At 53.8% G+C, this 23,780-nt stretch carries 23 protein-coding genes, 2 tRNA genes and 2 other RNA genes; 12 read left to right on the top strand and 15 right to left on the bottom strand.

Features of this window, described 5'->3' with window-relative positions:
- Positions 1–233 precede the first annotated feature (233 nt).
- Entirely contained in the window at positions 234–998 is a 765-nt protein-coding gene (locus SERAS12_RS13795; RefSeq protein ID WP_013813232.1) for a MipA/OmpV family protein, read from the top strand.
- A gap of 185 nt (positions 999–1,183) precedes the next feature.
- On the opposite strand, the gene SERAS12_RS13790 is transcribed toward SERAS12_RS13795, so the two are convergent.
- Together SERAS12_RS13790 and gapA are read right to left on the bottom strand one after the other, a co-directional pair.
- Positions 1,184–2,059 carry a D-hexose-6-phosphate mutarotase gene (locus tag SERAS12_RS13790; protein ID WP_013813231.1) on the bottom strand — a complete coding sequence of 292 codons (876 nt, stop codon included), beginning with the start codon at positions 2,057–2,059 and terminating at the stop codon, positions 1,184–1,186.
- 79 nt (positions 2,060–2,138) lie between these two features.
- Positions 2,139–3,134: a glyceraldehyde-3-phosphate dehydrogenase gene (gene gapA, locus SERAS12_RS13785; RefSeq protein ID WP_013813230.1), complete on the bottom strand. Its 996-nt coding sequence runs from the start codon at positions 3,132–3,134 to the stop codon at positions 2,139–2,141.
- Between the two features lie 348 nt (positions 3,135–3,482).
- On the opposite strand from gapA, the gene msrB reads away from it, so the two are divergent.
- Positions 3,483–3,896, top strand: a complete 414-nt coding sequence (gene msrB, locus SERAS12_RS13780) for a peptide-methionine (R)-S-oxide reductase MsrB (RefSeq protein ID WP_013813229.1) — start codon at positions 3,483–3,485, stop codon at positions 3,894–3,896.
- 63 nt (positions 3,897–3,959) lie between these two features.
- Positions 3,960–4,232, top strand: coding sequence for a YeaC family protein (locus SERAS12_RS13775; protein WP_013813228.1), 273 nt, complete (start codon positions 3,960–3,962; stop codon positions 4,230–4,232).
- A gap of 37 nt (positions 4,233–4,269) precedes the next feature.
- Here SERAS12_RS13775 and SERAS12_RS13770 read toward each other — a convergent pair whose 3' ends face one another.
- The 4 genes from SERAS12_RS13770 to sppA all read right to left on the bottom strand — a co-directional run bounded on the left by SERAS12_RS13770 (position 4,270) and on the right by sppA (position 9,405).
- Positions 4,270–5,550 carry a glycoside hydrolase family 18 protein gene (locus tag SERAS12_RS13770; protein ID WP_013813227.1) on the bottom strand — a complete coding sequence of 427 codons (1,281 nt, stop codon included), beginning with the start codon at positions 5,548–5,550 and terminating at the stop codon, positions 4,270–4,272.
- A gap of 230 nt (positions 5,551–5,780) precedes the next feature.
- Positions 5,781–6,413 carry a bifunctional nicotinamidase/pyrazinamidase gene (gene pncA, locus SERAS12_RS13765; protein WP_013813226.1) on the bottom strand — a complete coding sequence of 211 codons (633 nt, stop codon included), beginning with the start codon at positions 6,411–6,413 and terminating at the stop codon, positions 5,781–5,783.
- A gap of 24 nt (positions 6,414–6,437) precedes the next feature.
- A complete protein-coding gene (gene ansA, locus SERAS12_RS13760; RefSeq protein ID WP_013813225.1) occupies positions 6,438–7,454 on the bottom strand; it encodes an asparaginase in 1,017 nt (338 codons plus the stop codon).
- Positions 7,455–7,548: 94 nt separating this feature from the next.
- On the bottom strand, positions 7,549–9,405 hold the full coding sequence (sppA, locus tag SERAS12_RS13755) for a signal peptide peptidase SppA (RefSeq protein WP_013813224.1): 1,857 nt from the start codon (positions 9,403–9,405) through the stop codon (positions 7,549–7,551).
- A 160-nt stretch (positions 9,406–9,565) separates the two neighbouring features.
- Here sppA and SERAS12_RS13750 point away from each other — a divergent pair, with 160 nt between their 5' ends.
- From SERAS12_RS13750 to SERAS12_RS13730, 5 genes are all read left to right on the top strand, one after another.
- Entirely contained in the window at positions 9,566–10,117 is a 552-nt protein-coding gene (locus SERAS12_RS13750) for an NAD(P)H nitroreductase (RefSeq protein WP_013813223.1), read from the top strand.
- A 154-nt stretch (positions 10,118–10,271) separates the two neighbouring features.
- A complete protein-coding gene (gene selD, locus SERAS12_RS13745; RefSeq protein WP_013813222.1) occupies positions 10,272–11,315 on the top strand; it encodes a selenide, water dikinase SelD in 1,044 nt (347 codons plus the stop codon).
- An 8-nt stretch (positions 11,316–11,323) separates the two neighbouring features.
- The gene (mnmH, locus tag SERAS12_RS13740) at positions 11,324–12,433 is read left to right on the top strand and encodes a tRNA 2-selenouridine(34) synthase MnmH (RefSeq protein ID WP_041416151.1); all 1,110 of its coding nucleotides are present in this window, start codon (positions 11,324–11,326) and stop codon (positions 12,431–12,433) included.
- Positions 12,433–14,358, top strand: coding sequence for a DNA topoisomerase III (locus SERAS12_RS13735; RefSeq protein WP_013813220.1), 1,926 nt, complete (start codon positions 12,433–12,435; stop codon positions 14,356–14,358). The genes mnmH and SERAS12_RS13735 overlap by 1 nt, the downstream gene beginning before the upstream one ends.
- Complete coding sequence (locus SERAS12_RS13730; protein WP_013813219.1) at positions 14,355–14,648, top strand: DUF1496 domain-containing protein; 294 nt, start codon at positions 14,355–14,357, stop codon at positions 14,646–14,648. The genes SERAS12_RS13735 and SERAS12_RS13730 overlap by 4 nt, the downstream gene beginning before the upstream one ends.
- Positions 14,649–14,665: 17 nt before the next feature.
- Here the strand turns inward: SERAS12_RS13730 and SERAS12_RS13725 are convergent, their stop codons facing one another.
- The 9 genes from SERAS12_RS13725 to SERAS12_RS13695 form a co-directional block, all read right to left on the bottom strand.
- Positions 14,666–15,067 carry a pyrimidine (deoxy)nucleoside triphosphate diphosphatase gene (locus SERAS12_RS13725; protein ID WP_013813218.1) on the bottom strand — a complete coding sequence of 134 codons (402 nt, stop codon included), beginning with the start codon at positions 15,065–15,067 and terminating at the stop codon, positions 14,666–14,668.
- 45 nt (positions 15,068–15,112) lie between these two features.
- Positions 15,113–15,919: an exodeoxyribonuclease III gene (gene xthA / locus SERAS12_RS13720; RefSeq protein WP_013813217.1), complete on the bottom strand. Its 807-nt coding sequence runs from the start codon at positions 15,917–15,919 to the stop codon at positions 15,113–15,115.
- A gap of 100 nt (positions 15,920–16,019) precedes the next feature.
- Entirely contained in the window at positions 16,020–16,592 is a 573-nt protein-coding gene (locus tag SERAS12_RS13715; RefSeq protein WP_013813216.1) for a TIGR00730 family Rossman fold protein, read from the bottom strand.
- 180 nt (positions 16,593–16,772) lie between these two features.
- Positions 16,773–16,899, bottom strand: a non-coding RNA gene (locus SERAS12_RS25635) — RtT sRNA.
- Between the two features lie 47 nt (positions 16,900–16,946).
- Positions 16,947–17,031, bottom strand: a tRNA-Tyr gene (locus tag SERAS12_RS13710).
- Positions 17,032–17,127: 96 nt separating this feature from the next.
- Positions 17,128–17,254, bottom strand: a non-coding RNA gene (locus SERAS12_RS25630) — RtT sRNA.
- A gap of 41 nt (positions 17,255–17,295) precedes the next feature.
- Positions 17,296–17,380: transfer RNA gene (locus tag SERAS12_RS13705), tRNA-Tyr, on the bottom strand.
- A 279-nt stretch (positions 17,381–17,659) separates the two neighbouring features.
- Entirely contained in the window at positions 17,660–18,508 is an 849-nt protein-coding gene (purU, locus tag SERAS12_RS13700) for a formyltetrahydrofolate deformylase (protein ID WP_004945352.1), read from the bottom strand.
- A gap of 126 nt (positions 18,509–18,634) precedes the next feature.
- Positions 18,635–19,099 (bottom strand): YchJ family protein, encoded by a 465-nt coding sequence (locus SERAS12_RS13695; RefSeq protein ID WP_013813215.1) that lies wholly within the window; start codon positions 19,097–19,099, stop codon positions 18,635–18,637.
- Between the two features lie 146 nt (positions 19,100–19,245).
- Between SERAS12_RS13695 and rssA the strand changes: the two genes are divergently transcribed.
- The 4 genes from rssA (at position 19,246) to SERAS12_RS13675 (ending at position 23,777) form a co-directional block, all read left to right on the top strand.
- Positions 19,246–20,148 (top strand): patatin-like phospholipase RssA, encoded by a 903-nt coding sequence (gene rssA, locus SERAS12_RS13690; protein WP_013813214.1) that lies wholly within the window; start codon positions 19,246–19,248, stop codon positions 20,146–20,148.
- A gap of 106 nt (positions 20,149–20,254) precedes the next feature.
- On the top strand, positions 20,255–21,268 hold the full coding sequence (gene rssB, locus SERAS12_RS13685) for a two-component system response regulator RssB (protein WP_013813213.1): 1,014 nt from the start codon (positions 20,255–20,257) through the stop codon (positions 21,266–21,268).
- Positions 21,269–21,476: 208 nt separating this feature from the next.
- Positions 21,477–22,394, top strand: coding sequence for a UTP--glucose-1-phosphate uridylyltransferase GalU (gene galU / locus SERAS12_RS13680; protein ID WP_013813212.1), 918 nt, complete (start codon positions 21,477–21,479; stop codon positions 22,392–22,394).
- A 39-nt stretch (positions 22,395–22,433) separates the two neighbouring features.
- Positions 22,434–23,777: a UDP-glucose/GDP-mannose dehydrogenase family protein gene (locus tag SERAS12_RS13675; protein ID WP_013813211.1), complete on the top strand. Its 1,344-nt coding sequence runs from the start codon at positions 22,434–22,436 to the stop codon at positions 23,775–23,777.
- The last annotated feature ends 3 nt before the right edge of the window (positions 23,778–23,780 follow it).

Below are 23,780 nucleotides of genomic sequence, written 5' to 3'. Positions count from 1 at the left end.
AAAATTTCCTGCGCCATAAAAAGCTTTTTTTAAGTCATATCAATGACTCAGTTGTGACAGGGATGAGCAAACGCCTTGTCTGGCGCGGCTTGCGGCAAAAAACGTCATTGTTCCGCCATGATTAATTCATATTTCTGATCTAACTTATTCGATCTTGGTTGTTTTCTATTGTAAAGATTAGGCGCGTAACGGCATTTTCACATAAACTAAGTCGGCAATTAACTCTGTTATTTATGGAAAAAGAACCAGTGAAAAATTTTCAACTCAAAACGTTAGCAATTGTCGCTTCCGCAATGGTTTTTGCGCAAAGTGCTCAGGCAGGAACCTGGTCGCTCGGTGCTGCAGCGCTGGTTAGCCCTGACGCGTACCGTGGTTATAAGACTCGCGTCTATCCGATGCCTGTTATTAACTATGAAGGCGATGACTTCTACTTCCGTACGCTGACAGCCGGTTATTACCTGTGGAAAGATCAGGAAAACCAACTGAGCGTAATGGGTTATTACTCGCCGTTTGGTTTTCGTCCCGGCGACAGCGATGACGACCGCATGAAGCGTCTGGATAAACGACGCGGCACGCTGATGGCTGGCCTGGCTTATACCCATAATGCCGATTGGGGCTCGATCCGCTCCACCTTTACCGGTGATACTCTGGACAACAGCAACGGTCTGGAAGCGGATGTCGCTTATCTCTACAAATTCGATTTAGACGCCTTGACCCTGATTCCTGGTGTGGGCGTGATGTGGAACAGCAAAAACCAGAACAAATACTACTACGGTGTCAGCGATAACGAATCTCGCCGCAGTGGTCTGGACAGCTACAAACCGGGCGACAGCTGGGCACCTTACGTTGAACTGAGCGCCAATTATCAGATCAACAAGGAGTGGGATGCTTTCTTCACCGGGCGTTACATCCAACTGTCTAATGAAGTAAAAGACAGCCCAATGGTGGATAAATCTTACACCGGGTTGCTGATGGCGGGTGTGAGCTACAGCTTCTAAAAGAAAATTGCACGAATATCGTGCAATGACTGCATCATAAAGGGGCGCTTGCGCTCCTTTTGCATATCTATAGTGCGTGTGCAGTGTGTGTTTAGTGCGGGCATAACGCGGGTATCGTGCGATATATCGTTCGAGGGGCAGTAAAGGGGGATTAAAAAGGGCGACAGACTCGCCGCCCTATAGCGTCAAACCTTTTTACGGCTGCGGAAGGTTACCGCCAGCCGGGCTGGTTGTTCGCCTGCGGCCACCAGCGGTTTACTGACACGGCCGGTTTCCACGCAAACCATGGTTTTATAACCGTCATTCGCCATGTCTGCCATGCTGCAGGACAGCTCCACGCCCGGGTTCCAGGCAATCACATCGCTCATATGATGGTGATGAACCTCAATGGTGCGTTGCAGTGAAGGATCTTTGATCAGGCTGAAAGTGTCCGGTTGGGTATAAACCCGATCGGTTTGACCAACAAATGCCAGGTCCCCGGTCTGGCGAGCTTCTGCTCCACCGGCCACTTTGTCGATATAAGGTTCGCCGAGGCCCGCCACTTTTACTTGTTCAATATCCCCAATCTGGAAATAAGTATGCAGCGCTGCGGTAGCCTGATAGTCGCCGTGTGACTCCAGCTCAATCTCGCATTCTTCACCCAGTTTGAAACGGGCAATCAGCGTAAAGGCATGCGGCCACAGCTTGCGGGTTTGCTCATTGTCTTTCAGGGTAAAGGTCAGAATGACACCGTTGTCGTCTTCATCGTGCGCGGTCAGGCTCCAGGGCTGATTGCGGGCGAAACCGTGCGAGGGTTGTGCTACCGGGCCAAACCAGGGCCAGCAAATAGGCACGCCGCCGCGAATGGCGCTGCCTTTTTTAAAGGGGGTGTTGTTGCTCAGCCAGATAACCGGCTTATCACCGGCAGGTTGCCAGGCCAGCAGGTGTGCGCCTTGCAGCGCAACAGCGGCGCGAACTTTCGGGTGGGAAACGACCACGACCGGCAGTTCTTCGAGTTGACGTTGACTGATGTAAGGTGAAATTTGTTCGGTAACGGGCAGGGTGAAAATTTTTTCGTTCATTAGGTTGCCTTTGGTTCGCCGCAGAAACAAAAAAGGGCGACAAAAATGTCGCCCTCATTATCAGCTTTCCATCATTCCATTATTTGGAGATGTGAGCGATCAGATCCAGAACCTTGTGGGAGTAGCCAGTTTCGTTGTCGTACCAGGAAACCAGTTTCACAAAGTTGTCGTTCAGTGCGATACCCGCTTTGGCATCAAACACGGAAGTCAGGATTTCGCCGTTGAAGTCAGTGGAAACCACTTCGTCTTCAACATAGCCCAGAACGCCTTTCATAGAGCCTTCAGAAGCTGCTTTGATGACTTTCTTGATTTCTTCGTAGGTCGCTGCTTTTTCCAGACGAACGGTCAGGTCAACTACAGACACGTTTGGAGTTGGAACGCGGAACGCCATACCGGTCAGTTTGCCTTTCAGTTCTGGCAGAACGATGCCAACTGCTTTAGCTGCGCCGGTAGAAGAAGGGATGATGTTCTGGGATGCGCCGCGGCCGCCGCGCCAGTCTTTATGAGACGGGCCATCAACGGTTTTTTGAGTAGCGGTAGTCGCGTGAACGGTAGTCATCAGACCTTCGACGATGCCGAAGTTGTCGTTGATAACTTTAGCCAGCGGAGCCAGGCAGTTGGTGGTGCAAGATGCGTTGGAAACGATATCCTGGCCAGCATATTTTTCAAAGTTTGCGCCACGTACGAACATTGGGGTCGCATCTTTTGAAGGGCCGGTCAGAACAACTTTCTTAGCGCCTGCAGTGATGTGTTTACGTGCAGTTTCGTCGGTCAGGAAGATACCGGTCGCTTCTGCAACAACGTCAACACCCACTTCGTTCCACTTCAGGTTAGCCGGGTCTTTCTCTGCGGTAACACGGATGGTTTTGCCGTTAACAACCAGATGGCCGTCTTTGACTTCTACCGTGCCGTTGAAACGGCCGTGAGTAGAGTCATATTTCAGCATGTAAGCCATGTACTCTGCGTCCAACAGGTCGTTGATTGCAACGATCTCGATGTCAGAACGTTCTTGAGCAGCACGGAAAACAATGCGACCGATACGGCCAAAACCGTTGATACCTACTTTGATAGTCATATATTCCACCAGCTATTTGTTAGTGAATAAAAGGTTGGTTGTAAAATTACAAAAACCTTACCAAGCGTCAAGCGGAATCGTGTCAATTCTTGCTGCAAATCAAATCTCGGGGCTTGATCTGCATGCTTATTGCACATTCCGTTTGCGTTCGGCCTCATCCGTTATATGGGGTCAAACCGCCAAGTATAAAGTCACCCTGCTTAATATATGTGATCGGTATCACATAATGTCGCGGCGTGACCTTTATGCGCTACAGTTTAGGCCAAAAAGCACTGCAATGTTGTTAATTTTTTGTTATTATTACTCATTGTTTTCGTTGACATTATCCACATTCAGAGAATCACGCAAATGGCTAAAGACACAACCCCTGACCATCCGGCCACGGAACTGAATGAAATCCAACGTTATGTGACCCAGGAACGGGGCACTGAAGCGCCGTACTCCGGTAAATTGCTGCACAATAAGCGCGAGGGTGTATACCATTGCCTGTGTTGCAACCATCCGCTGTTCTATTCCGACAGCAAGTATGACTCCGGCTGCGGCTGGCCAAGCTTCTATGAGCCGGTATCCGACGATGCGATTCGTTATATTGATGATAATTCGCACAATATGCATCGAATCGAGATTCGATGCGGCCACTGTGACGCTCATCTGGGGCACGTATTTCCCGACGGCCCGCAGCCTACCGGTGAACGCTTCTGCGTTAACTCGGCTTCGCTGAGTTTTACCGACGCTGAGAACGGCGAAAAAACCGCCGGCTGAGGATTATTCAGCCAGAAAAATCGATTCAGCTAATTATTCTTCCACGAGTGAGGAAATGCTCTGATGGACGTGAAAGACCTGATTGCCGCAATGACCCCGGAAATCTATCAGCGCCTGGCGCAGGCGGTAGAACTGGGTAAATGGCCAGACGGCGTTGCGCTGACGCCGGAACAGAAAGAAAACAGTCTGCAGGCGGTGATGTTGTGGCAATCGTTGAACAATGCCGATCCGCAGCATATGACTATTGGCACCGACGGTCAGATAGTGATGAAGAGCAAGCAGGAACTGAAACAGCAGTTCGTTGCCGAACCGCTGGTTAAGTTGAAGCCGCAATAAATCTGACAGCAGGGCGATGGAAGCATCGCCCTGTGGTTTAGCGTTTCCCGTCGTTTATCCCCAATGATTCCGCCAACTGGTGTGCCAGTCGGTTGTTGTCGTCTGCGCCATACTCCCAGAACATGGCGCCGCCCAGCCCCTTGCTTTTAATGTAGTCAGCCTTGAGCGCGACCGAACGCGGGTTCTCATACGAAATAGCAAACAACGGTTTGCCCTCGGCGGATTGCAGGGTCAGGTAGGGGACCTTGGCGTCGCTGTCCCAATGGGCGCTGAAGCGCCGTTGCGGGTCGTTCAGCAGTTTGCTGACGATATCGTTGTACTTGAAATAACTGTCTTTGGTCAGATCCAGCCCCAGCGATTTGAACACGGCGGTTTCACGTGCGGTGAAATAGGGTTGGGTAACCGGATTTTTAGCCGCATCCGGTTTATCCCAATCGATGCCCGGCTCCGTAGCCCGTTTAGGTACCCGGCCATAAAAGCCGATGCCCAGATTCAACTGTGCGGGTTTCAGACCGGCTGCCAGGTAGTTATCCACCACGAAATTGGCGCTGTAACGATCGGCGGCGGCGACGGTTGGCCACTGTTTAGAATCATACAGGTTGGAATTGAAATACTGGGTGCCATACGCCATGTCGTAGGTCATCAGGTTGATGTAATCGAGATAGGGCGCAATGCCTTTCACGTCTACCCATTCCTGCGGACTTTTTGCGTTGGCGCCGACGGCGATGGTCAGCAATTTGCCTTGATCCAGTGCTTTATGCAGTTCCCCCAGCAGCAGGGTGAAGTTGGCGCGGTCCGTCGGTTGGCTTTCGACCAGGCCCCAGGCGCCGTTGACCGGATATTCCCAGTCGAGATCGATGCCGTCGAGGTGAAATTGTTTAATCACCTGTTGTACCGAACGGATAAAGATCGCCCGGCTTGCCGGTGTGGCGGCGGCGCCGGAAAAACCGCGTGCTCCCCAACCGCCAACGGAAAGCAGAACCTTCAGCTCTGGGTTTTGCTTACGCAATACTGGCAACAGTTTCAGATCGGCCTCAACCTTCGGCGATAAATAGATTTGATGCAGACGTGCCGGGTCTTTCAGCGCCGGATTGTTTTCCTCTTTCTCGTTGTTGTAAATCAGGCCGAAAGAGTAGTTGAGGTGGGTGATTTGGGTGACATCCAGCTTGTTGATATCGCCACCGGGGCCGGCAGTGACGTCACCGCCACCGTTAAAATAACCGACGGACAGGTAAGAGGCCGCGTGAGCCATGCCGGCTCCGGCCATACCTAACTGCACCGCTACCAGCAAAGGCAGCAGTTTACGGGGTAATGCCATGTTATCTCCTTTGGTCGACAAGGCCGACCGAAACCGCCTCAGGCGGTAACATAAAGCCGGGCTCAAAGGGGCCCCGGATGCGTATAACCGATTGATGCGAAGGCATCAGCGGCCATAACAGCAAAAGCGACGTCCAGGAACAAGATGTAATCACGGGAGAATGGTTGGAATGTGAGCGATGTCGAGATTTGCGCGGGGAGAGGAAGCGGGCGCGTGGGCGCCCAATGGAATCAATGTGCGATGAATTGTGACAGGGTAACGAGTTGTGCTCCGGCCAATTCCATTGCCTGGAACGCTTTTGGGCTGTCACCTGGCTGTAAATTGACGCCGCGGCAGCCGTCGGTAATCACTGAGGTCACATATCCCAGCTCCAGTGCATCCAGAACGCTGAACTTCACGCAGTAATCGGTCGCCAACCCCATGATAGCCAGATGAGTGATGCCCTGCGCCCTTAGCCAACTGTCCAGCGCGGTTTGCGCTCGGTGGCCGTTGTCAAAAAAGGCGCTGTAGCTGTCGATATCCGGGTTTTGGCCTTTACGGAATACCTCGGCAATGGCCTGTCGGTGCAACTGCGGATGCAATTGCGCCCCTGGGCTTTCCTGCACGCAGTGCACCGGCCACCACACCTGCGGCAATCCTTCCAGCTCACCTTGCGTGTTGACCTCAGTCCCTGAATTCACCGCAAAGCTGCGGTGATTGGCGGGGTGCCAGTCCTGGCAAGCGACCACCGGTTCACCGCGCGCCACGCAGGCGGCAATCGCCTGATTGGCGGCGATAACGGTGGCATCGCCGTCCGTCACCGCCAACGCGCCACCGTGGCAAAAATCATTTTGCAAGTCGATTAACAACAGGGCTGTTTTCATCTCGGCTCCGTAATCTGGGCAGGGTTAGCCCGTAATGCTCAGCTCGCCGCGCAGATTTTGCTGCATCTGACTGCGGATTTGTTCCGGCGTCAGCGGTTGGCTCAGCAAATAATGCAGTTTAGTCAACGCCGCTTCGACGGTCATGTCAAAGCCGCTGATAACCCCTGCATGGGCCAAGGCATTACCGGTAGCATAACCTTCCATGTTCACCCGGCCTGAGATGCATTGGGTCAGGTTCACCACCACGATACCGCGTTCGGACGCATCGCGTAATTCATCGACAAGCTCCGCTTTTTGCGGCGCATTGCCCACGCCATAAGAACGCAGAATCAGTGCTTTCACCGGTTGCAGCAGGAAGTTGCGCACCACAGCGCCGGAAATCCCCGGATAAATCGTCACCACGCCGATAGGTTGCGGCGTGATGTTGTGAACCTGCAGTTCGCCGTTGCAAACCGGGCTGTCGATGCCGTTCTGGCGGCGGATGTGAATCCCGGCTTCCAGCAGCGGCGGCAGATTGGGTGAAGCAAAGGCGTCGAAACCGTCTGCATGCGCTTTGGTGGTGCGATTACCGCGAAACAGTTTGTTGTTGAAGAACAGGCTGACTTCATTTACCGGATGATTGGCGGCCAGATAGAGCGAGTTCAGCAGGTTGGTTTGGCCATCTGAGCGCAGTTCTGCCAGCGGGATTTGCGAGCCGGTCACGATCACCGGTTTGTCCAGATTTTCCAGCATGAACGACAATGCTGAAGCGGTGAAGGCCATGGTGTCGGTGCCGTGCAGAATGACGAAGCCGTCATAGCTATCGTAATTCCGTTTGATGTCGTCGGCGATGTGCTGCCAATCTTCCGGCGTCATGTCCGAAGAGTCGATCAGCGGTGCGTATTCATGAATGGTGAAGTCCGGCATTTCCGGCCGGTGAAACTCGGGCATCAGCGCCAGTTGGCGTTGCAGGTGGCCGGAAACCGGAATGTAGCCCTGTTCAGAGCGTTGCATGCCGATGGTCCCGCCGGTGTAGGCGACGTAAATGGATTTTTTTTGCATAGTAATTGTTTTAACAGAAAATAAGATGGGCTGAATTATAGGGGGATAACGGCAGAAAAAAAGCCCGGCGTGTGCCGGGCTCAGGATTATTTTGTTAGCGGACTTCTCCGCAGGTCAAACAGATGGCATAGCGGTTTTGCGGATCGTTCAGATTATTGAACAATCCAGGTTGTTCTTTCACCGCCATGGCGACGGATGCCAGTGGAGCCGGCAGCATCGACTGAATGGCCGCCGGCAACATGGCGTGAATAGACACGCCAAACTGGCTGAGCACCATGTCGGTCAGGCTTGGGGTATCGACAAACCAGTTAAGCTGCCACTGTTTCAGCTTCGCCAACTCGGCGGCTTTCTTCACCGCATCGTCGAAATCGCCCAACTGATCGACCAGGCCATTGGCTTTGGCGTCACTGCCAAGCCACACGTGGCCTTGAGCTATCTGATCGACCTGTTGCGGCGTCATTTTGCGCGATTTGGCAACCAGATCGATAAAGTTCTTATACCCGTTCTCGATATTCAACTGCATCATTTGCGAGAACTCCGGCGGCAGCGCCTTGGTCACGGCGAGATCCGCCAGCGGCGAAGTTGCGACACCGTCGGTATGCACGCCGATGCTGTCCAGCGTTTGCTCGTAGGTATTGATTACCCCGAAGATGCCGATAGAACCGGTAAGGGTGCTCGGGCTGGCGATGATGTAGTCCGCGGGCGTAGAGGCCCAATAGCCGCCAGAGGCCGCCATGCCGCCCATCGACACCACCACAGGTTTGCCTGCGGCACGCACTGCAGCCAGTTCAGAACGGATCACTTCGGAGGCACTGACGCTGCCCCCTGGGCTGTTCACGCGGAACACCACCGCTTTGATTGCCGGGTCAAGACGAGCCTGGCGCAGCTCCGCAGCGGTAGTATCACCCCCAACGGCGCCCGGCGTTTGCGGGCCATCCATGATGGCGCCATTGGCAAACACCACGGCGATTTTGCCGCCCTGATCCGGCGTTGGTTTTGGCTGATAATCGTAGATGCTGGTGGCGTTGAAATCATTCGCCTGTTTATCCCAACCGAAGGTTTTGATCAGTTGATTCTCGATGACAGTGCGTGACGCCAGTTCATCCACCAATTTGCTGTCCAGCGCAAATTTGGCAGTATCCCCTCCGGCCGCCTGCAAGCCGGTCAGTACACCTGCTGCGCCCGGGAACAGCTGCTGCGGAGTGATCTGACGGTTGGCCGCCACGGTATCCAGATAGTTTTGCCACAGCCCGCCGATCCAACGGCTGTCGGCTTCGCGCGCCGCCGGTGACATATCGTCGCGGATCAGGGGCTCCACGGCTGACTTGTAGGTGCCGACGCGGAAGATATTGGTAGTGACCTTGAGTTTTTCCAACAGCGATTTGTAGTAAAGGTTGTTGGTGGCAAAACCGTGCAGGTCGACCGCGCCCTGCGGCGACAGGTAAACCTTGTTGGCGTAGCTGGCCAGATAATATTGCGTCTGGTTATAGCTGTCGCCGATGGCGAAGATCGGTTTACCGCTATCGCGGAATTCGCGCAGTGCTTTGCCGATGTACTGCAGCGAAGGCTGATCGGCGCCGGCAAAGTCATTCAACTGCAATACCATGCCGGTAATGTTTTTATCGTCTTTGGCCTTGCGGATGCTGTCGACCACGTCGAACAGCGAGTTTTCCTGCAAACGGTTGCTGGAAGCGCCTAACAGTTCGCGGCCCCACTGGCGTACTTTGTTGTTCATTGACGGTTGGTCAACGACCACGCCGCTCAAATCAACCAGCAGCGCACCGCTCGTCGGGACGGCAGGGGTAGTGGAACTCTGGAATGAAAGATAAATACCGACCCCAACCAGGATCAGCAACACCAAGAACAGATTAAGGATCAGTTCCCTGATAAAGTTCAGCAGACGCCATGTCCACCTGAAAACACCGGCAATGATTTGCCACAATGTGCGCATGTGCTCTCCAACAAGAGTCGAGAATGTTCCGCTATCCTAATGAGCGGCCGAAGAAAAGTCAGCTTTAAATCGTGAGTCACGGGGGCTATTGCCGAGGCTGTAACTCACCGTTGAGCTATGTTAACGTGATCGTAATGAAAATTGTTATTGGGAGTTTACGATGGATGCACTGGATCTTTTACTGAATCGCCGTTCTGCATCACGCCTCGCGGCCCCAGCGCCAACGGGGGATATTCGCCAGAATATCATCAATGCGGGCCTTCGTGCGCCCGATCACGGTGCGCTGCAGCCGTGGCGCTTTGTGATGATCGAGAATCAGGGTCTGGAGCGTTTCAGCCAATTGTTACAAACTGCTGCGAAACAGGACCAACTGGACGACGCTGCGGTAGAAAAGGCCACAAAGGCGCCGTTCCGCGCCCCGCTTATCATCACGGTGGTGGCGCATTGCAACGAAGACACCAAGGTGCCGCGTTGGGAGCAGGTGGTTTCTGCCGGTTGTGCGGTACAGGCGATGCAGATGGCCGCTCTGGCGCAGGGCTTCAACGGGATCTGGCGCACGGGTGCCTGGACCGAACACCCGCTGGTTCGCGAAGCCTTTGGTTGCCGTGAGCAAGACGAAATCGTCGGTTTCCTCTATCTGGGCACGCCACAGTTGAAAGCCGCTACTAACGTTGTCGCCCCCGACAGCACACCGTTCGTCAGTTACTTCTGATCCCCTGCGGGGTTGCGCGAAAATGCGCCGAATCCCGCAATTCTGCGTTGTTTCTGAGCAGGCTGTACGGTTATCGGCAGCCCGCTCTTATCAATCCCGTCGGCAAGCGCTACCCTATGATATCTTGAATGCCGTTAACCGAAGGGAGTGGTATATGACATCGCCAGCGATCCGTTTGACCCAGTACAGCCATGGTGCCGGCTGCGGCTGCAAAATCTCACCGAAAGTTCTCGAAACCATTCTGCACAGCGAGCGGGAAAAGTTTGTCGATCCGCGCTTGCTGGTTGGCAATGAGACCCGTGACGATGCAGCGGTGTATGACATCGGCAACGGCGTTGGCATCATCAGTACCACTGACTTCTTTATGCCGATCGTCGACAACCCGTTCGATTTTGGCCGTATCGCCGCCACCAACGCCATCAGCGACGTCTATGCCATGGGCGGCAAACCGATCATGGCGATAGCCATTCTCGGCTGGCCGATCGCCACACTGCCGCCGGAAGTGGCGCAGCAGGTCATTGACGGCGGACGCTACGCCTGCCAGCAGGCGGGTATTGCACTGGCTGGTGGTCACTCGATTGATGCCCCCGAACCCATTTTTGGCCTGGCGGTAACCGGCATAGTCAATACCGACCGGGTAAAGAAAAACAGCGCTGCGCAAGCCGGCACCCAATTATTCCTTACCAAGCCGCTGGGTATTGGCGTGCTGACCACCGCCGAGAAGAAAAGCAAACTGCGCCCAGAACATGCAGGCTTGGCGACGGAGGTGATGTGTCAACTGAACAAACTGGGGGCGGATTTTGCCGAGGTCGCCGGCGTGACGGCGATGACCGACGTCACCGGTTTCGGGTTGCTGGGCCACCTGAGCGAAGTTTGTCAGGGTTCAGGTTTGCAGGCGACGTTATGGTTTGATCAGGTGCCGAAACTGCCGGATGTCGAACGCTACATTGCCGAAGGCTGTGTGCCGGGCGGCACTGGGCGTAACTTTGACAGCTACGGCCACCTGATTGGTGACATGACCGATCTGCAGCGCCAATTATTGTGCGATCCGCAAACTTCCGGTGGCCTGCTGCTGGCGGTGCTTCCTGAAGCAGAACAACAGGTGCTGGCGATTGCCGAACGCCACGGTATTCAGCTCACCGCCATCGGTGAACTGCATACTGCAACGTCTGGCAAGCCACTGATTGAGGTTGCGTAGTGTCACCTATGCCGCCACTGGCCGACACCCACGACTATCGTCGTATTTTTTTGCAGGATATTCCGCTGATTGATGTGCGAGCACCGGTTGAGTTCCAACAGGGCGCCTTCGCCAATGCGCTGAATCTGCCGCTAATGAATGACAGCGAGCGGCAGGCGGTGGGCACCTGCTACAAACAGCAGGGGCAGCATGCGGCGTTAGCGCTGGGCCACAGTTTGGTAAACGGCAGGTTGCGTGAGCAGCGCACGGCGGCCTGGCTGGCACAGTGTGCCCAATGGCCGGAAGGGTATATCTATTGTTTCCGTGGTGGGTTGCGTTCACAACTGGTCCAGCAGTGGCTGCGTGAGGCTGGGGTGGCGTACCCGCGTATCAGCGGCGGCTACAAGGCGCTGCGTCATTTCCTGCTCGGCACGCTGGAACAGAGCGCCAAATTGCCCATGGTGCTGGTCGGCGGCAACACCGGCAGCGGTAAAACACTGTTGGTCAATGAGTTGGCAGAGGGCATCGATCTGGAAGGCGCAGCGCGCCACCGCGGTTCATCTTTTGGCCGAACGCTGGTGGCGCAGAGCTCACAGATTGATTTTGAGAATCGTCTGGCTGTGTTATTACTGAAAAAACAGCATGGTGGCTGCCGCCGTTGGATACTGGAGGATGAAGGGCGCATTATCGGCAGCAATAATCTGCCGCTACCGATCTTCAACCGCATGCAGCAAGCGTCGGTGGCCGTTATTGACGATCCCTTTGAGGTGCGTCTGGCGAGGTTGCAGGATGAATATATCGTTCGCATGCGCATGGGGTTTGAACAGACCTACGGCGCGGAGCTGGGCTGGCAGAAATACGCTGAGTATCTGCATCACGGCCTGTTCGCCATTCGCCGTCGCCTGGGAATGGAACGATTCCAACTGCTGACGCAGCGGCTGGAATGGGCGTTACAATTCCAGCATGTCAGCGGTAATAGTGACGCGCATCAGGAGTGGCTGGTGCCGTTGTTGCAGCACTACTATGATCCGATGTATCACTATCAATTGGAAAAGAAATCCCGGCGGATTGTCTTCCGCGGGAATTATGCTGAAGTAAGAGAATTCCTGATGACGTACAGCCAGAATAACGGTGAATAATGCGACTGTTTATTGCCGAGAAACCGAGTTTGGCGCGCGCCATTGCCGACGTTCTTCCCAAACCGCATCGCCGCGGTGACGGGTTTATTGCCTGTGGCAACAATGATGTGGTCACCTGGTGTGTGGGCCATTTACTAGAGCAGGCGCAGCCGGATGCCTACGATAGCCGCTATGCGCGCTGGTCGCTGGCGGATCTGCCCATTATCCCCGAAAAGTGGCAACTGCAGCCGCGTCCCTCGGTCAGTAAACAGCTTAATGCGATTAAAAAGCTATTACATGACGCTGACGAGGTAGTGCATGCGGGTGACCCGGATCGCGAAGGACAATTGCTGGTGGACGAAGTGCTGGACTATCTGGCGCTGACACCGGAAAAACGTCACAGCGTACGCCGTTGCCTGATTAACGATCTCAACCCGCAGGCGGTGGAGCGCGCTATCGATCGGCTGCGTGACAACCGCGACTTTATCCCGCTGTGCGTCTCTGCGCTGGCGCGTTCCCGCGCTGACTGGCTGTATGGCATCAACATGACCCGCGCCTATACCATTTTAGGGCGAAATGCCGGCTACGACGGCGTGTTGTCCGTTGGGCGGGTGCAAACGCCGGTGTTGGGGTTAGTCGTGCGGCGTGATGAAGAAATTGAAAACTTTGTGCCAAAAGACTTCTTTGAAGTTAAAGCGCACATAGTGACGCCAAAGGAAGAGCGCTTTGTCGCGCTTTGGCAGCCGAGTGACTCTTGTGAACCTTATCAGGATGAAGAAGGGCGTTTGCTGCACCGGCCGCTGGCGGAGCACGTGCTTAAACGCATCGAGGGCCAGCCGGCGCTGGTCACGTCTTATAATGATAAACGGGAATCAGATACCGCGCCGCTGCCGTTTTCGCTCTCGACGCTGCAAATTGAGGCTTCCAAACGTTTCAACCTGAGTGCGCAGCAGGTGCTGGATATCTGCCAGCGGTTGTATGAAACGCATAAATTGATCACCTATCCGCGTTCCGACTGCCGCTACCTGCCGGAAGAACATTTCGCCGGGCGTCACGCGGTGCTTAACGCGATCAGCGCACATCAGCCGGATCTTTACCCGCAGCCGGTGATCGACAGCGATCGTCGCAACCGTTGCTGGGACGATAAAAAAGTTGATGCTCACCATGCCATTATTCCCACTGCCCGCGCCAGCAAAGTGAGCCTCAGCCAGGACGAGCTGAACGTCTACGGGTTGGTGGCGCGCCAGTACCTGATGCAGTTTTGCCCGGATGCCATGTTCCGCAAATGCGTGATTGAACTGGATATCGCCGGGGGAAAATTCGTTGCCAAGGCGCGTTTCCTGGCCGAAGCGGGCTGGCGGACGCTGCTGGGCAGCAAAGAGCGCGATGAAGAAAATGAAGGTTCTCCGCTGCCGGTGGTGGCGAAAGATGATGAGCTATTGTGCGAACGTGGTGAGGTGGTGGAACGCCAGACTCAGCCTCCGCGGCCTTTCACCGATGCCAGTCTGCTTTCTGCTATGACCGGCATAGCGCGTTTCGTACAAGATAAAGCGCTAAAGAAAATCCTGCGAGCGACCGATGGTTTAGGTACCGAGGCGACGCGTGCGGGCATCATTGAGTTGCTGTTCAAGCGGGCGTTTTTGTACAAGAAAGGACGCTATATTCATTCCAGCGAAACCGGCCGGGCGTTGATCCATTCGCTGCCGGATATTGCCGCTCGCCCTGATATGACGGCCAACTGGGAGGCTACGTTGACGCAAATCAGTGAAAAATCCTGCCGCTATCAGGACTTTATGCAACCCTTGGTAGGCACTTTGCAGGAGCTGATTTATCAGGCCAAGCAAAGCCGGGCGAGTATGGCGTTTCGCGGGTTGCCGCCGTCGCCTTCCGCCGGGGCAAAAAAACGCAAGAAAAGCGCCGGCAAGGCGCGGGAGAAAAGCGAGTGAATCATGGGTTACTGATGCTGGCCGCAGGTGGGCTGTTGTTTTCCACTGCGGCGGCGGCCAATCGTGGTGATGTGGATGTGGTGTTGCCGGTGGCGCCGGAAATCTGGGGCACGGCGAAAGACGCCGCCGCCCAGCCGGCAGCACAGCTTTGCAGCCGGTGCTGCATTTATCAGGATCAACACTATTCTGAAGGGGCAGTGCTCAAGGTCGAAGGGGAAGTGCTGCAATGTACTCGCGATCCCAACGTGGTTGGCACCAATCCGTTGGTCTGGATCCGCTTGAAAAAGTGACAAGGTAACGTTGCCGCTTAGCTCGTGGGCGGCAAAGAAGCCATATAGGCCGCTAACAGCGGCACATCCGCCGGGGCCAGGGCATAGTCGGACGCCCGCTCCGGTTCTAGCCAGACAAAATCGGAATGGCAGCGATTCTGTAATTCGCCGCTGAATGCTTCAATACGCCAGGCATGCAGCCGGATAATGCGTTCGTTGTGTTGCCACTGGTTGCTGGCGACGTAATTCCCTACGCTCGCCATAATCCCCAACTCTTCATCCAGTTCACGTGCCAGCGCCTGCGGCTGGCTTTCGCCTTCCTCGACCTTACCGCCGGGAAACTCCCACAATCCGGCCTGATCGCTGTTTGCATCGCGTTGAGCCAGTAAAATTTTGCCATTCTTTTCAATGATGGCGGCGACGACGTCGATAATTTTCATGCGTACCACAGAGTGAAACCCCGGCAATTGCCGGGGTTGGAGGAATTACAGCGAGAATTCTGCCCAGACCGGGGCGTGATCCGACGGTTTTTCCATCCCGCGGATCTGGTAATCGATGCCGGTTGCGGTGCAACGCGCCGCCAGCGGCGTGCTGGCCAGCAGCAGATCGATACGCAGACCCCGATTTTCATCGAACCCTCGTGAGCGGTAGTCAAACCACGAGAATTCATCGTTGCGCTCGGGGTTGGCATGGCGGTAGGTATCTACCAGGCCCCAGCTCAGCAAGCGGTCCATCCATTCACGCTCTTCCGGCAAGAAGGAACACTTGCCGGTGCGCAACCAGCGTTTACGACTTTCTTCACCGATCCCGATATCGTAATCGCTTGGGCTGATATTTACGTCGCCCATCACCAGCACCGGCGATTCCACGGACAGTTGCTGCTCCAGGTAGTTCTGCAGATCCTGATAGAAGCGTGATTTGGCCGGGAACTTGGTCGGATGGTCACGGCTTTCTCCCTGCGGAAAATAGCCATTAATTACGGTCAATGTGCCTTGAGGTGTGGCCAGATCGGCCATGATGATGCGGCGCTGTGCGTCGTCATCGTCGGTAGGGAATCCGCGGCGTACGGCAATCGGCTTATCTTTAGTCAGCAATGCGACGCCGTAGTGGCCTTTTTGGCCGTGATAGAACACGTGATAACCATGCTGGCTGACTTCTTCCAGTGGGAACATGTCATCGTGAACTTTGGTTTCCTGCAGGCCAATCACGTCGGGTTGGTGCTGTTCGATAATTGCGGACAGTTGATGCGGACGCGCGCGCAGTCCATTGATATTGAAAGAGACAAACTTCATGAGCGGTGCCGTTTTCGCGAGAAAAATGTGTTGAGATAGTAGCAGAGTTTGGCCGGAAATGTAACGCAGGCCGGCGGCACTTGCCGCCAGCGGAGTGGGATTATTTTGCCCAGCGATCGTAATTCTTCGGTTGGTAATCGTCGAATTGTTGCAGCAGGGTATGCGGTGATTCGCTGAGGTGCAGGGTGCCGAGGTAGTCATGGCGCATAAAACCCTGATCGGCTACATGCTGCAGGAAATTGTTTAACGGACGGTAGAACCCGTTCACATCCAGCAGGCCAACCGGCTTACTGTGATAACCGATCTGGCCCCAAGTCCAGATCTCGAACAGCTCTTCCAAAGTACCAATACCGCCAGGCAGGGCGATAAAACCGTCCGCCAGTGCCGCCATCCGCGCTTTGCGGGTGTGCATGTCAGGCACGACTTCCAATTCGGTCAGGCCACGATGTGCGGTTTCTGCTGCTACCAGCCGTTCAGGAATGATGCCCACGGCTTCACCACCGGCCTCAAGCACTGCGTCCGCCACAATGCCCATTAACCCTTTTTTACCGCCACCATAGATCAGGCGTCTGCCCTGGGTGGCAAGCGTCCGGCCCAATTGCCGGGCATTATCGGCATAAGCAGGGTTAGCGCCTTCGCTGGCACCACAAAAAACGCAGATATTGTTACGCATGCACTTTTTCCTTACTGCATTAAAGAAGTCAGTGGTATAGCGAATTGTTGACTGGAGTTCAAGCTGAGCGTGAGGTGAATGGTTAAGGTAACTGATAAATGTGACGTGCAACTATTTTGATTAGTGATATGACAGGCTACGGCTGAGTTTGATTTAAATTAAGGAGAATATTTACAAGGATGGTGGTGGGGGAAGGATTATTCGCCGCTGCGCGACTCACCCTGCGGGCCGCGCTGAAGCGCGTTGTCTCACGATGTGAGACTCGAACCTTGTCGAAGCTTCTCATCCTTCCCCGAAAGGGAGCGGTTGGCTACGGCTGAGTTTGATTTAAATTAAGGAGAATATTTACAAGGATGGTGGTGGGGGAAGGATTCGAACCTTCGAAGTCTGTGACGGCAGATTTACAGTCTGCTCCCTTTGGCCGCTCGGGAACCCCACCATGATATTCATGGATTTACAAATTGTCGTTCCGGTTTTGCCCGGAAGAAACCTGGCCGGTTTCTTTACTGCGACTTCACTCTTTGCAGAGAGAAGATGGTGGTGGGGGAAGGATTATTCGTCTCTTCGTTCCTCACCCTTCGGGCCGTGCTAAAGCGCGTTGTCTCACTGTGTGAGACTCGAACCTTGTCGAAGCTTCTCATCCTCCCCCTCAGTGTTTAATTCGGCTTCAGCTTTTGCTGCGGCTTCATCAACAGAGAGAAGATGGTGGTGGGGGAAGGATTCGAACCTTCGAAGTCTGTGACGGCAGATTTACAGTCTGCTCCCTTTGGCCGCTCGGGAACCCCACCACTGGCCTTGCTTGCGAAACGTCTGTCTCGGTAAGCGGGGCGCATCATATCAAATGAAGCGCGTGTGTAAAGTATTGAAATGCAGAAAATGAATCGTTTGCCGATTTTTTGCCCGTGACGGTGCATTCCTGAACGAAAGGCCCCGTTTTATACCCCTAACCTTTCAAGTAGCCGCGTTTTTGACTGCGCTTGCTCACCCCTGGGGGAAATATTCGCCCCTCTGGGGTGAGCGAGTTGGCACCTGGCGGCAACTTGAAATTTATCGGGTATATTGAGCCGTTACAGAATAACCGTGCGGTTACCGTAAACAAATACCCTCTGTGCCAACACATGATACAGCGCGCGGCTGAGTGCGTTTTTCTCTACGTCACGCCCGGCACGCATCATATCTTCAGCAGAGTAGGTGTGATCAACATGAATCACCTCCTGCATGATGATTGGGCCTTCGTCCAGATTATCGTTAACGTAGTGTGCGGTAGCGCCGATGATTTTTACCCCGCGTTCGTAAGCCTGATGGTAAGGCCGCGCGCCAATAAAGGCCGGCAGGAACGAATGGTGGATATTGATCACCTGGTTCGGGTAGTGCTGAACAAATGCCGGGGTCAGCACGCGCATATATTTGGCCAGTACCACGTAATCCGGCTGATATTGATCGATCTGAGCCACCATTTTTTGATCGTGCTGGTCGCGCGTCAACCCTTCATGGCTGACCAGATGGAACGGAATATCGAAGCGTTCGACCAGCGTTTGCAGCGTATCGTGGTTACCGATAACCGCGGCGATCTCTACATCCAGACCGCCGTAGGCGCTTTTCATCAGCAAGTCGCCCAGACAATGCGCTTCTTTGGTCACCAGTACCACAATGCGGCGACGGCCGGAGTTGTGCAGCTCGCGAACAGAGCCTGTCGGCAGCGCGCTGTCGAGATCTGCCAGCAGCGTGGTGTCGTTGAAGATACCTTCCAGCTCGGTACGCATAAAGAAACGCCCGGTGCGGTGATCAACAAACTCATTGTTTTGAACAATGTTGAGTTCATGTTTGTAGCAAATGTTGGTGATCTTGGCGATCAGGCCTTTGGCATCCGGACAAATGGTGCGCAAAACTTTTCTTTGTACATTTTGGTGCGGCATGGGAATGATGATCCTGTCTGATACTGAACGTCCTGTCTGTGCAGGCGAGAGTTTTTATAGTCTTCATCTTCAAGCGGCAACCTGGTCGGCTGCGGCTTGAACGCTATGGGACACAATGACAGCCGGCTAACGCCCGCAGCATTTTTTATATTTTTTACCTGAACCACAGGGGCAAATTGCGTTTCTGCCAGGCTGGGGTTTGGTTCCGTCAATATAGTACCAGCGTTGGTCAAGCTGAAGGAAGCGCGAACGCTCATGCATCGCCTTGTGTTCGTCGCTGCCGGCGTCAACGAAGCGCGCAACGAATTCGACAAAACCTTCGCCGGTATCATGACCTTCTTTTTCTTCTACCACCGTCAGACCAAGCCACTCGGTGCTTTTGAAGCTGTCGACGATAGACTTACGCCATTCATTGGCATGGCAATCGGGATGCCAGGTGGCGATCAGATAATCAACATTGTGTTTCACGTAGGCGGTAAAGCGCGAGCGCATTAACGTGCCTGGAGTGGGTGCGAATCTGACCCCGTTAATGTAGGGTTCGCAGCATGCGCTATACTCCAGACCGCCGCCACAGGGGCATAATTCAGGCAAGGTAACTCCTAAAATGGCCGGCACGAAAAAGAACGGCCAATGATGATGAAATGAATTTAGCGCATATGTTACCTAACATTATTCGGTCGTGACAATCTACGCTGACAGCAGGTTTGATACAATTCACCGGGTAAAGGGCAGGCGTTATGCGACAGATTAAAGTGGGACTGGCATTGGGGGCGGGGGCGGCCAAAGGCTGGGCGCATATTGGTGTCATCAACGCGCTAAAGAAATTGGGCGTTGAGGTCGATATAGTAGCCGGTTGCTCGGTTGGTGCGCTGGTGGGTGCCGCATTTGCGAGCCATCGTCTGCCGGCCATGGAGACGTGGGTGCGTTCGTTCAGCTATTGGGATGTGATTCGGCTGATGGATTTGTCCTGGCAGCGGGGCGGTCTGTTGCGGGGCGAGCGGGTGTTCAATGCGGTGGGGCAGTTGTTGAAGATCGATGATATTGCCGAGTGCTCTCTGAAATTCGGTGCCGTGGCGACTAATCTGAGTACCGGGCGGGAGTTGTGGTTGACGAAAGGGGATATTCATCAGGCGGTACGAGCTTCATGCAGCATGCCCGGTTTGTTGGCGCCGGTGTGGTTTGACGGTTATTGGCTGGTGGATGGTGCGGTGGTTAACCCGGTTCCCATCTCATTAACCCGCGCGATGGGCGCAGATATCGTCATCGCCGTTGACCTGCAACATGATGCGCATCTGATGCAGCAGGATTTGTTCTCGGTCCGCAATGATGCGGAAGAGCCGAACGATCTCCCTGCCCGCAACTGGCGGGGGCGCTTGCGCGAACGAATCAGCAAGATGACGTTGAGAAAGCCTAACTTCACGCCAACGGCGATGGAAATCATGGGGACGTCGATACAGGTGTTGGAGAATCGCCTGAAACGCAACCGCATGGCCGGCGATCCGCCCGATGTGTTGATTCAACCCTACTGCCCGCAAATTTCAACGCTGGACTTTCACCGCGCCAATGAGGCGATTGAAGCCGGCGAGCTGGCGGTGCAAAAACAGCTCGATATGCTGTTGCCATTGATAAAAAATAAATAGCTGCCGGTTTCAGGGGGGGGCAACGTGCGGTTGGGACATTTTCCGGCAAGCGTAAATACCCTTTTTGAGCCACTATTACACTATGAAAAGGGAAGAGGCTCGGCTGATGGCATTACCACTCACTAACAAGCGGATTTTGATCGTTGAGGACGAACTGGTGTTTCGTTCCGTGCTTGTTGGCTATTTGAAATCGCTGGGAGCGGAGACCAGTGAGGCGACCAATGGTTTGCAGGCACTGAGTGCCGTAGACGATGTCCATCCCGATTTAATCTTGTGCGATCTCGCCATGCCGGAAATGGGCGGGATCGAGTTTGTCGAACATCTGCGGCTGCAAGGCCTGCAAATCCCGATACTGGTGATTTCGGCCACGGATAAAATGGCGGATATCGCCAAGGTGCTGCGTTTGGGCGTGCAGGATGTCTTGCTGAAACCGGTGGCCGATCTCAACCGCCTGCGTGAAGCGGTCTTGGGGTGTTTGTATCCCAATATGTTTACCTCCCCGGCTCTGGAAGAAGCTGAGCTGTTCAAGGATTGGAATGCGCTGAGTAAAAATCCTTCTGAAGCGGTAAAATTGCTCAAACAGCTTCAGCCGCCGGTGCAACAGACCGTAGCCCATTGTCGGATTAATTACCGGCAATTAACCACCAGCGAGAATCCGGGGTTGGTGCTAGATATAGCCGCACTGTCGGATAAGGATCTGGCTTTCTATTGCCTGGATGTTACCCGCGCAGGTGATAATGGCGTATTGGCCGCGTTGTTGCTGCGTGCTTTATTTAATGGATTATTGCAGGATCATTTAGTTAATCAGCGTCATCGGTTGCCGCAAATGACGACACTGTTAAAGCAAGTTAATCAATTATTGCGCCAAGGCAAGCTGGAAGGGCAATTCCCTCTGTTAGTTGGTTATTATCACGCCGAATATAAAAACCTGATTCTGGTTTCTGCTGGCCTGCATGCCAATGTGAATACCGGTGACAATCAAATCCAACTGAGCAACGGCGTACCTCTGGGTATGCTGGGCGCAACCTACATGAACCAAATCAGCCAGCACTGTTCCGCCTGGCAGTGTCAGGTTTGGGGGGCTGGGGGCAGGCTGCGACTGATGCTTAGCGCCGAATAGCAAGCAGTTGTAAAAATATTATTTGAAATTAAGATATTCAACATACTTATTTTTATCTCAGAAAATCTGTTTAGGTAATTGTCCTAAATTTTTTCTATTTGTGCTCAGACTAATGCCAGACAGTCATAAACTGGTATACTCCGAAGGTTTTTTGTATGGCAGATGAAGCTCACAAAATGAGCGCCAATTCTATTAGAGAGAGGAAATAATGCCTGCTGTAAATCGTAAAATCAGAAAGGCAGTGATCCCGGTTGCAGGCTTGGGAACACGAATGTTGCCGGCGACAAAAGCCATCCCAAAAGAAATGTTGCCGCTGGTTGACAAGCCATTGATCCAGTACGTGGTCAATGAATGCATTGCGGCAGGGATTAACGAGATTGTGCTGGTCACCCATTCCTCCAAGAATTCGATTGAAAACCATTTCGATACCAGTTTTGAGCTGGAAGCGATGCTGGAAAAACGCGTTAAGCGCCAATTATTGGATGAAGTTCAGTCTATTTGCCCGAAAGGCGTCACCGTGATGCAAGTGCGTCAAGGGGTGGCGAAAGGCCTTGGGCATGCCATTATGTGCGCTTATCCATTGGTGGGCGATGAGCCGGTTGCCGTAATTTTGCCGGACGTGATCCTCGATGAGTACAGCGCCGATCTGAAAAAAGACAATTTGCACGAAATGCTGCAGCGGTTCGAACAAACCGGCATCAGCCAGATTATGGTCGAACCTGTGCCACAGAAAGATGTCGGCAATTATGGCGTGGCTGATTGCAAAGGTTATGAACTGCAGGCGGGTGAAAGCGCTCCGATGGTCAGTGTGGTCGAAAAACCTTCGCCAGACAAAGCGCCGTCAAACCTGGCTATTGTTGGCCGCTATGTGCTTTCTGCCGATATTTGGCCGCTGCTGGCGAAAACGCCTCCAGGCGCCGGCGGTGAGATCCAACTTACCGACAGTATTGAAATGCTGATGCAGCAGGAAACCGTAGAAGCCTATCACCTCAAAGGGGTGAGCCATGACTGCGGCAACAAGCTGGGCTACATGCAGGCTTTCGTCGAGTATGGCCTGCGCCATGCCAGCCTTGGCAAAGAATTTTCTCAGTGGTTGCAACAACTGTTGGTCACTGATAAGAAATAATTTATCTTTCGTCTTCATTTGAAAAACTAGGATTTTCCCATGAAAGTAACAGTTTTTGGTATTGGCTATGTTGGCCTGGTACAGGCTGCGGTATTGGCTGAAGTCGGCCATGACGTTATGTGTATTGATGTAGACGAGCGTAAAGTCGAAAACCTGAAGAACGGGAATATCCCCATTTTTGAACCCGGTCTGACGCCACTGGTGCAACGGAACTATGAAGCGGGTCGTCTGCACTTCACCACCGACGCTAAAGCCGGTGTTGCACACGGCACCATTCAGTTCATCGCCGTGGGGACGCCACCGGATGAAGACGGCTCTGCCGATCTGAAATACGTGACTGCCGTAGCGCGCACCATCGCGGAACATATGACCGATCGCAAGGTGGTGATCGACAAATCTACAGTGCCGGTAGGTACTGCGGATAAAGTACGCCAGGTGATGGAAGAAACCCTGAAAAAACACGGCAGCACAGTGCCTTTCGACGTGGTTTCCAATCCGGAGTTCCTGAAAGAAGGCGCGGCGGTAGCGGACTGCATGCGTCCGGAGCGTATTGTTATCGGTACCGATAATATAGAGGTTATCGACCCCATCCGTGAGCTTTACGAGCCGTTCAACCGCAATCACGATCGTATGATCATGATGGATATCCGTAGCGCCGAGCTGACCAAATATGCCGCCAACTGTATGCTGGCGACCAAGATCAGCTTTATGAACGAAATGTCCAATCTGGCCGAAATGCTGGGTGCGGATATTGAGAAAGTGCGCCAGGGGATCGGTTCTGACTCGCGTATCGGTTACCACTTCATCTATCCGGGCTGCGGCTACGGCGGTTCATGCTTCCCGAAAGACGTTCAAGCGCTGATCCGCACTGCGGAGCATATTGGTTACCAGCCAAAACTGTTGCAGGCGGTAGAGCAGGTTAACTATCAGCAAAAATATAAGCTGACTAAATTTATCAAACGTCACTTCGGTGAAGATTTGAAAGGTAAAACCTTCGCGTTGTGGGGGCTGGCATTCAAACCCAATACTGACGACATGCGCGAGGCCTCCAGCCGTGTGCTGATGGAACAACTGTGGGAAGCGGGTGCTATTGTTCAAGCCTTCGACCCAGAAGCCATGAACGAAGTACAGCGTATCTATGGTCAGCGTGATGACCTGAAGTTGGTAGGCACCAAAGAGGCGGCGCTGCAGGGGGCTGACGCACTGGTTATCTGTACCGAATGGCAGAATTTCCGTGCGCCAGATTTCGATGTGGTTAAAGGTTCTCTTAAACAGCCTGTCATTTTTGATGGACGCAACCTGTTTGATCCAGAACGTCTGGAAAACCGTGGTTTCACGTATTATGCAATCGGCCGTGGCGCGTCCATTCAGCCGGTTATCTAAGGG

This window comes from Serratia sp. AS12 (assembly GCF_000214195.1).
Classification (GTDB): domain Bacteria; phylum Pseudomonadota; class Gammaproteobacteria; order Enterobacterales; family Enterobacteriaceae; genus Serratia; species Serratia plymuthica.
This window is presented reverse-complemented; position numbering and strand designations above follow the sequence as displayed.

Coding starts and splice junctions, on each gene's coding strand:
- msrB (WP_013813229.1), top strand. CDS start 3,483: ATGGCTAAAGACACAACCCCTGACCATCCGGCCACGGAACTGAATGAA.
- sppA (WP_013813224.1), bottom strand. CDS start 9,405: ATGCGCACATTGTGGCAAATCATTGCCGGTGTTTTCAGGTGGACATGG.
- ansA (WP_013813225.1), bottom strand. CDS start 7,454: ATGCAAAAAAAATCCATTTACGTCGCCTACACCGGCGGGACCATCGGC.
- SERAS12_RS13725 (WP_013813218.1), bottom strand. CDS start 15,067: ATGAAAATTATCGACGTCGTCGCCGCCATCATTGAAAAGAATGGCAAA.
- rssB (WP_013813213.1), top strand. CDS start 20,255: ATGGCATTACCACTCACTAACAAGCGGATTTTGATCGTTGAGGACGAA.
- SERAS12_RS13715 (WP_013813216.1), bottom strand. CDS start 16,592: ATGCGTAACAATATCTGCGTTTTTTGTGGTGCCAGCGAAGGCGCTAAC.
- SERAS12_RS13675 (WP_013813211.1), top strand. CDS start 22,434: ATGAAAGTAACAGTTTTTGGTATTGGCTATGTTGGCCTGGTACAGGCT.
- gapA (WP_013813230.1), bottom strand. CDS start 3,134: ATGACTATCAAAGTAGGTATCAACGGTTTTGGCCGTATCGGTCGCATT.
- selD (WP_013813222.1), top strand. CDS start 10,272: ATGACATCGCCAGCGATCCGTTTGACCCAGTACAGCCATGGTGCCGGC.
- SERAS12_RS13790 (WP_013813231.1), bottom strand. CDS start 2,059: ATGAACGAAAAAATTTTCACCCTGCCCGTTACCGAACAAATTTCACCT.
- pncA (WP_013813226.1), bottom strand. CDS start 6,413: ATGAAAACAGCCCTGTTGTTAATCGACTTGCAAAATGATTTTTGCCAC.
- purU (WP_004945352.1), bottom strand. CDS start 18,508: ATGCCGCACCAAAATGTACAAAGAAAAGTTTTGCGCACCATTTGTCCG.
- SERAS12_RS13795 (WP_013813232.1), top strand. CDS start 234: ATGGAAAAAGAACCAGTGAAAAATTTTCAACTCAAAACGTTAGCAATT.
- galU (WP_013813212.1), top strand. CDS start 21,477: ATGCCTGCTGTAAATCGTAAAATCAGAAAGGCAGTGATCCCGGTTGCA.
- xthA (WP_013813217.1), bottom strand. CDS start 15,919: ATGAAGTTTGTCTCTTTCAATATCAATGGACTGCGCGCGCGTCCGCAT.
- SERAS12_RS13770 (WP_013813227.1), bottom strand. CDS start 5,550: ATGGCATTACCCCGTAAACTGCTGCCTTTGCTGGTAGCGGTGCAGTTA.
- rssA (WP_013813214.1), top strand. CDS start 19,246: ATGCGACAGATTAAAGTGGGACTGGCATTGGGGGCGGGGGCGGCCAAA.
- SERAS12_RS13750 (WP_013813223.1), top strand. CDS start 9,566: ATGGATGCACTGGATCTTTTACTGAATCGCCGTTCTGCATCACGCCTC.
- SERAS12_RS13735 (WP_013813220.1), top strand. CDS start 12,433: ATGCGACTGTTTATTGCCGAGAAACCGAGTTTGGCGCGCGCCATTGCC.
- SERAS12_RS13775 (WP_013813228.1), top strand. CDS start 3,960: ATGGACGTGAAAGACCTGATTGCCGCAATGACCCCGGAAATCTATCAG.
- mnmH (WP_041416151.1), top strand. CDS start 11,324: ATGCCGCCACTGGCCGACACCCACGACTATCGTCGTATTTTTTTGCAG.